This window comes from Streptomyces roseus, from assembly GCF_001044425.1.
GTDB lineage: Bacteria > Actinomycetota > Actinomycetes > Streptomycetales > Streptomycetaceae > Streptomyces > Streptomyces roseus.
The window spans coordinates 2937-10424 of the sequence record NZ_LFML01000140.1; the positions used below are offsets into that span (position 1 = coordinate 2937).

Sequence of the window (7488 nt, forward strand, 5' to 3'; positions counted from 1 at the left end):
ACCCCGCCCGCTGGTGACGCCAAGCTCCTCGCGGTAGGGGGAGTCCGTGGCCCGGCGCTGTTCGCCGCGGAACAGCCGGTTCCGCCGTGGTGGCCGTGGGCGCGGCGGTGCTCCGGGCAGGCCGTGAGAGAGGTGATCCCGATCTCCGGCCCGACCCTCACGGCCGGGGTCACGGGATCCGCGGGCGGCCGGCGGGACGTCCGCCTCCGGTATGCCGGTGGTCCCGGCGACCTTCACGGGCGGGTGGTCGCGCGGAAGACGGGCATGTCCTCCCGACCCCCGAAGCGTTCTGCGATGCAGGCCGGGTCGGCCCAGCCGCCCTCGACCAGCAGGTGCAGCAGCCCGTTGAGGAGGGCCAGGTCGGTGCCGGCCGTATCCGCGGGAACACGTCCGCCTCCTCGGCGGTGGCGTTGCGTGCACAGCGACGGCCCGCAGCCACCGGGCGCTGAGGGGGATGGCCGCGTGCACTTCCGTACCTCCGCGGAGGAGAACACCGGCCCCCCCGGGACCCCATGGCGTGGCCGCAGCCGTGGGCAGGCCCATCACGCGGCGGCCGACGTGGAAAGTCCCTGTCGCGCACAGGTGACGGGCGCCGCCGCGCCCCGGGGTTGCAAGCGGCCGGGCGGTCGCCCGAACCGGCCGTGAGGCGCGCACCCGCATGAACACGGCCGGGCCGTACGTGCTTCGGGGTGACCCTGTTCCCGGCGCCCCGGTCGTCCGGGGTCCAGCGCCCCCTCGTGCGTACCTCGACGAAGATCGCTCCACGTCAAAGCCACCACCGCGCAGGGGTGTTCGAGCTGGCTTGAATGTCGTCGTACCCGCCCGTAAACGCCACACGGCACAAGATCGCCGTATCGAGGTAATGGCATCGGACGGGAGGACTGACGGGATGCGCTGACGGTTAGTGTGCTCCCGGATCCGGATGGATTGCCCGGGATTCCGACCCCCTTCTTTCTTTTCCACCGGTGACGTGCGCGCGTCGCCGGTCACCGCCCCGACGAAGGAGCGCCTGCCCGATGACCGTGGACACCAGCCCGGAGGCGCAGCTCGACCAGCCCCGGCAGACCAGCCTGGGCACGGCGGCTGCCCGCAACCTCGCCACCACGACCAAGTCCGCCCCGCAGATGCAGGAGATCACCTCCCGCTGGCTGCTGAAGATGCTTCCCTGGGTGGAGACCAAGGGCGGCACCTACCGGGTGAACCGGCGGCTGACCTACACCGTCGGCGACGGCCGCATCGAGTTCGTCCAGGACGGCGCCCACGTCCGCGTCATCCCCCGTGAGCTCGGCGAACTCGCCATGCTGCGCGGCTTCGACGACCTGGAGGTACTCACCGCTCTCGCCGCCCGGTGCGTCCAGCGCGACTTCCGCGCCGGTGAGGTCCTCGTCGAGCGGGGCACCCCCGCCAACGACATCCACCTGATCGCCCACGGCCGGATCAACCAGACCTCCGTCGGCAAGTACGGCGACGAAGTCGCCGTCGGCGTGCTGGCGGACGGCGACCGCTTCGGCGATAACGCCCTGCTCGACGGCGCCGGCGGCTGGGACTACACGGCCACCGCCGCCACCGCGGGCACCCTGCTCACGCTGTCCCGCTCCGACTTCGCCGCCGTGCTGTCCTCGGCGCCCCGGCTCCAGGCCCACGTGCGACAGTTCGGCTCGCTGCCCCACCAGCGGCAGAACAAGCACGGCGAGGCCGAGATCGCCCTGTCGGCCGGCCACACGGGCGAGCCCGAACTGCCCGGCACCTTCGTCGACTACGAGCTCAACCCGCGCGAGTACGAACTCTCCATCGCGCAGACCGTCCTGCGGGTGCACACGAGGGTCGCCGATCTCTACAACGAGCCGATGAACCAGACGGAGCAGCAGCTCCGGCTCACCATCGAGGCGCTGCGCGAGCGCCAGGAGCACGAGCTCATCAACAACCGGGAGTTCGGTCTGCTCCACAACGCCGCCTTCAAGCAGCGCATCCAGACCCACTCCGGTCCGCCCACCCCGGACGACCTCGACGAGCTGCTCTGCCGCCGCCGCGGCACCAAGCTCTTCCTCGCCCACCCCAAGACCATCGCGGCGATCGGGCGCGAGTTCAACGCGCGCGGGCTCTACCCGGACCACGTCGACCTCGGCGGACAGCAGGTCCCGGCCTGGCGCGGGGTGCCGATCCTGCCCTGCAACAAGATCCCGATCAGCAAGGAGAACACCAGCTCCGTCATCGCCATGCGTACCGGCGAGGACAACCAGGGCGTCATCGGCCTGCGCCAGACCGGACTGCCGGAGGAGTACGAACCGGGCCTGTCGGTGCGGTTCATGGGCATCGACGAGCGGTCGATCATCTCCTACCTGGTCTCCACCTACTACTCCGCCGCCATCCTCGTGCCCGACGCGCTCGGCGTGCTGGAGAACGTACAGATCGCCCGCAGGCACGACTGACGGACCGGGCCGCCCGGGAGCGCGCCCGGGAACCGGGACAGCCCCACCACCTCACCAAGGAGTTACGGATGCCCGATCCCGGGCCTTCCCCCGTGCAGTCGAGCCTCCCGGCCGCCGCGGCCGCCTTCGGGACGTACGGTCACGGCCGCGGCGTCGAAGCGGTCGGCTGCATCCGGCCCGAGCAGCTCGCCGTCCCCGCTCCCGCCGATCCGCCGGCTCCCGCCGGCGCACCGCACCCCGCTCTGGAGCGGCTGTTGCGCGGCCCGAGCGGACTGGGCACGGCGGGTCTCCACCTGGCCCGGTACGAGGGGCCGCCGCTCGCGGCTCCGGAGCCGGCCGGGGCGGCCGAGCCGGCCGCCGGCCGTCCGATCCCGGGCCTCTACCACCACCCCGTACCGGAGCCCGACCCCGTACGGGTGGCGGAGATCAGCCGCCGGATCAAGGAGTGGGCCGATGAGGTGGACCTCTACCCGCCGGAGTGGGAGGACCAGTTCGACGGCTTCTGCGTGGGCCGGTACATGGTCGCCTGCCACCCGGACGCCCCCGACATCGACCACCTGATGCTCGCCACCCGGCTGATGGTCGCCGAGAACGTGGTCGACGACTGCTACTGCGAGGACCACGGGGGCTCGCCCGTCGGCCTCGGCGGACGCCTGCTGCTGGCCCACACCGCCCTCGACCCCCTCCACACCACGACCGAGTACCAGCCGGCGTGGACGGAGTCGCTACGCTCGGACGCCCCGCGGCGCGCGTACCGCTCCGCCATGGAGCACCTCCTCCAGGGGGCGAGCCCCTCCCAGGCCGACCGGTTCCGGCACGACATGGCCCGCCTGCACCTCGGCTACCTCGCCGAGGCGGCCTGGGCCGAGACGGACTACGTACCGCAGGTGTGGGAGTACCTGGCGATGCGCCAGTTCAACAACTTCCGCCCCTGCCCCACCATCACCGACACCGTCGGCGGCTACGAACTGCCCGCCGACCTGCACGCCCAGCCCGCCATGCAACGGGTCATCGCGCTCGCCGGGAACGCGACGACCATCGTCAACGACCTTTACTCCTACACCAAGGAACTCGCCAGTCCCGGCCGGCACCTGAACCTGCCCGTGGTGATCGCCGAACGCGAGGGGGTCTCCGTCAAGGAGGCCTACCTGAAGGCGGTCGAGGTCCACAACGACCTCATGCACGCCTTCGAGGCCGCGGCGGCCGAGCTGGCCGTCTCCTGCCCCGCCCCCAACGTGGCGCGCTTCCTGCGCGGAGTGGCCGCGTGGGTCGACGGCAACCACTACTGGCACATGACCAACACCTACCGCTACAGCCTGCCCGACTTCTGGTAAGGACGGATCTGCAAGTGACCGACACCGATCTCACCATGGCCCCCGCCGCATCCGCGACTTCGGCGTTCATCCCGGCCCCGGCGACCCCCTACCAGGGTGACATCGCCCGCTACTGGGACCACGAGGCCCGGCCGGTGAACCTGCGCCTCGGTGACGTGGACGGCCTCTACCACCACCACTACGGCATCGGTGACGTCGACCACGCCGCCCTCGGGGACACCGCCGACAGCGCGTACGAGAAGAAGCTGATCGCCGAACTCCACCGGCTGGAGTCGGCGCAGGCCGACGTCCTCCTGGACCACCTGGGCCGCATGGGCCACACCGACCTGCTCGTGGACGCCGGATGCGGCCGCGGCGGCTCGTCCGTCATGGCCCACCAGCGGTTCGGCTGCAAGGTCGAAGGCGTCACCCTGTCCGCCAAGCAGGCCGAGTTCGCCAACCGGCGCGCCCGGGAACTCGGCATCGAGGACTCCGTCCGCGCCCGCGTCTGCAACATGCTCGACATGCCGTTCGAGACGGGCCAGGCCGCGGGCTCGTGGAACAACGAGTCGAGCATGTACGTCGACCTGCACGACCTGATGGCCGAGCACTCCCGCGTGCTGGCCGTCGGCGGCCGCTACGTGACCATCACCGGATGCTGGAACCCCCGGTACGGCCAGCCCTCGAAGTGGGTCTCCCAGATCAACGCCCACTTCGAGTGCAACATCCACTCCCGCCGGGAGTACATGCGGGCCATGGCCGACAACCGCCTCGTACCGCAGGCCGTGATCGACCTGACGCCCGAGACCCTGCCGTACTGGGAGCTGCGGGCCACCTCCTCCCTCGTCACCGGCATCGAGGAGGCCTTCATCAACTCCTACAAGGACGGCTCGTTCCAGTACGTGCTGATCGCGGCCGACCGCGTCTGAGCCCCGCGGATCCGGAGCAGGACCGCGGGGCGGCGGGGCCCGCGGGCCGCGGGCCCGGCTACCCGGCGCGCCGCTCCATCACCCGCCGCGCCGCCTCGCTCTCGGCGGCCGGGGGTGACAGCTCGTCCAGGGTGTCGATGTCGGTGTCCCGCTCCAGCTCCTCCTCCCATGCCGCGGCGAGCCGCTGCTGCTCGTCGCGCGGCAGCCCCTCGACGGTCTCGCGGTGTGCCGGGTCGAGGGCGGTCAGAAAGCGGTCGACGGCGTCGAAGGACATCCCGTACTCCTGGGGCGGCTGGCTGGACCCATGCACGGCTGCATGGCTGGACGGCTCGGCGGGATGCGGTGTTCCCGGCCCAGGATGTGAGAGACGGCCCGGCCGGGGCGCGGGACGCGGCCCGGGCCGCACCCGGATGGCGGCCCCCGCTCACCCCGTGGCGCCGCCGGGGACCCGATCACCGGTGTGTCAAACGTGCTCCTGCGGACGGGGCCCCTTCAATGGGCAGCCTCCGACCGAAAGGGCACGGTATGACCTCCCCCGCGCAGCACACCCGCCGAGCGGTCGTCACGGGCGCGTTCGCCCTGGCCGCCGGCTCCGCGCTCTCCCTCCTCCCGGCGGGCCGGGCACGGGCCGCGGCCACGGCCGCCGCGGCCGGACCGGAGATCGTGAGCTGCGCCGGCTGGGGGGCGCGGGCGGCCTCCGAGTCCGTGGTGGTCCTCTCGAACCGCCCGGAGCGGATCATCGTCCACCACACCGCGACGCTGAACGTGACCGACTACTCTCAGCAGCGCGCGTTCGCCCTGGCCCGGGCGATCCAGACGTACCACATGGACGCCCAGGGGTGGATCGACACCGGGCAGCACTTCACGGTCAGCCGCGGCGCGTACGTCATGGAGGGGCGCCACAGCAGCCTCGCGGAACTGCGCACCGGCAGGCGCCAGGTGCGCGCGGCGCACTGCGTGGGGCAGAACAACGTCTCGATCGGCATCGAGAACGAGGGCACGTACATGACGGAGGAGCCGCCTGCCGCCCAGTTCGCGAAGCTCGCGGACCTGTGCGCGTACATCTGCGACCAGTACGGCCTGCCCGCCTCCGAGATCTACGGCCACCGGGACTTCAACTCCACCTCCTGCCCGGGCGACCGCCTCTACGCCCAGCTCCCGACCCTGCGCAAGCAGGTCGCCGCACGTCTGGGCACCTCACTGACGGAGCCAGCGTCGGACCCCTTCCAGCACCTGATCGACGAGGCCGCCGCCCACGCCCTGTCGCCGTACCCGGAGTACGTCCCGGAGCGGCTGCTGCTGCGCTGACCGCCCAGGGCGCGCCCGCGCCACCAGGCCACCGCCGTACGCCGAGCGCAGCCCCGCTCGGCGTACGGTGGTGGCCTTTCGGCGTGGGACGGGGCAACCGGAAGCCGAACAACCGCCCCCTGTATTCGCGTTCCGCACGAGAGGTGGCCCGAGATGTGTTGTAGGACGTGCCGGCGCGGGTACGTGACGAGGTGTTCGACATCTCCGCCCGACCGCGGGCCCGGACCGGGCTTCGGACGGCCCGGACAGCGCACCCATCCGGACAGGAGTGAGCCACATGTCCCTGCTCGTCACGATCCTCGTCGTCGTCGGCCTCTGGTGTGCTGTCTCGGTCGCCCTGGCCTGCTGCTTCAGCGCCTACCGCATCTGGTGCCGCAGCGACCGGCGCCGCCGGGGCCCGCACGGCCGGCTCGGCACGCAGACCGGGCCCTTCTGACCCCTCCTTCCAGGCCCCCGCCGTCGCCACCTTGCGGGACCGGTCCTTCCGGCCCCGTCACGCGGACAGCGGGCGACGGCCCCAGGCGGTGATCATTCCCGGTGACAGTGCGGCGCAGCCGGGGGAGCCGAGATAGCTCACCGCCTCCTCGATCACCGCGTCGTCCACCAGCCCGGTGGCCACGATCGACTCCCTGGCCCGGTCCCACGTCCCGATCCAGAACCGGCTGATGGGGCTGCCCGGGACCAGGGGAGGCACCCTGATCTCGGCGGCCACGGAGACGAGCCCCGCGTCCCGCAGGTGCCGGGGGTAGTCGGCGACCCACGAGACGTCGGTGCCGATGGTGTCCCGCAGCCCCTGCCACATGGCCTGCATGACCCGGGAGTACGCGTCCGGCGGCGCTGTACGGGTGGTCAGGTCCACGGCGTCGCTGAGCACCAGCACCCCGCCCTCGGCCAGCAGGCCGGCGAGCCGGGTGATCACGCCCCGCCACGCGGGCAAGTGCATCAGCACGAACCGGGCGTGGACGAGCTGGAACCGGCGACCGGGGTCGAAATCCGGCGCCCCGGCGTCCGCCTCCAGGAGGTCGAGCCCGGGCAGCGGACGGGCGGCGAGGAAGCGGACATCGCGGTCGACGGCGAGCACGCTCGCCACCTCGGCCTCTTCGATCAGCCGCCGTGCCACGGTGCCGGTCCCGGCCCCCACGTCCAGACAGTTCCAGCCCGGCCCGGCCCCCAGGGCCCGCAGACGCTCCATCGTCATGTCGTCGTACGTGAGGGCCCCGAGGTCGATGCGCTCGTCCTCCCCGGCCTGCTCGGGCCGGAACACCGCCTCGCCGTAGCGCCCGCGCCCGGCATCTGTGCCCATGCGCCCCATTATCGCCGGGACGCCCCGACGGCGCCCGGCGCGCGGTGCGCTACCGTCCGGCGGTCCAGCGGGCGATCTCGGAACGCGTCGGCGGGTCGGCGCCCTCGCGGGTGCAGGTCATGGCCGCCGCGCGGGCGGCCAGCGCGAGGGCGGAGCCCACCCTGGGGTCCAACCGGGCGGAGGCCGTGGCCTCGCGCAGTGCCCAG

General features: G+C 72.4%; 7 protein-coding genes and 1 pseudogene. 5 read left to right on the plus strand and 3 right to left on the minus strand.

Annotated elements, in window-relative coordinates; genetic code table 11:
* Window positions 1-162: 162 nt before the first annotated feature.
* Window positions 163-415 (minus strand): annotated as a pseudogene (locus ACS04_RS39750) (hypothetical protein); the annotation flags it as partial.
* A 601-nt stretch (window positions 416-1016) separates the two neighbouring features.
* On the opposite strand from ACS04_RS39750, the gene ACS04_RS30095 reads away from it, so the two are divergent.
* The 3 genes from ACS04_RS30095 to ACS04_RS30105 all read left to right on the plus strand — a co-directional run bounded on the left by ACS04_RS30095 (window position 1017) and on the right by ACS04_RS30105 (window position 4671).
* Window positions 1017-2429 carry a family 2B encapsulin nanocompartment shell protein gene (locus tag ACS04_RS30095; protein WP_048479988.1) on the plus strand — a complete coding sequence of 471 codons (1413 nt, stop codon included), beginning with the start codon at window positions 1017-1019 and terminating at the stop codon, window positions 2427-2429.
* Window positions 2430-2497: 68 nt separating this feature from the next.
* Complete coding sequence (locus ACS04_RS30100; RefSeq protein WP_048479989.1) at window positions 2498-3763, plus strand: family 2 encapsulin nanocompartment cargo protein terpene cyclase; 1266 nt, start codon at window positions 2498-2500, stop codon at window positions 3761-3763.
* Between the two features lie 14 nt (window positions 3764-3777).
* On the plus strand, window positions 3778-4671 hold the full coding sequence (locus ACS04_RS30105) for a geranyl diphosphate 2-C-methyltransferase (RefSeq protein ID WP_048479990.1): 894 nt from the start codon (window positions 3778-3780) through the stop codon (window positions 4669-4671).
* Window positions 4672-4729: 58 nt separating this feature from the next.
* Here the strand turns inward: ACS04_RS30105 and ACS04_RS30110 are convergent, their stop codons facing one another.
* Entirely contained in the window at window positions 4730-4945 is a 216-nt protein-coding gene (locus ACS04_RS30110) for a hypothetical protein (protein ID WP_048479991.1), read from the minus strand.
* Window positions 4946-5196: 251 nt separating this feature from the next.
* Between ACS04_RS30110 and ACS04_RS30115 the strand changes: the two genes are divergently transcribed.
* A complete protein-coding gene (locus tag ACS04_RS30115; protein ID WP_078865513.1) occupies window positions 5197-5979 on the plus strand; it encodes a peptidoglycan recognition protein family protein in 783 nt (260 codons plus the stop codon).
* Between the two features lie 277 nt (window positions 5980-6256).
* Window positions 6257-6415 carry a hypothetical protein gene (locus ACS04_RS38445; RefSeq protein ID WP_158977672.1) on the plus strand — a complete coding sequence of 53 codons (159 nt, stop codon included), beginning with the start codon at window positions 6257-6259 and terminating at the stop codon, window positions 6413-6415.
* Window positions 6416-6472: 57 nt separating this feature from the next.
* On the opposite strand, the gene ACS04_RS30120 is transcribed toward ACS04_RS38445, so the two are convergent.
* A complete protein-coding gene (locus ACS04_RS30120; RefSeq protein ID WP_245236613.1) occupies window positions 6473-7282 on the minus strand; it encodes a class I SAM-dependent methyltransferase in 810 nt (269 codons plus the stop codon).
* Window positions 7283-7488: the final 206 nt, after the last annotated feature.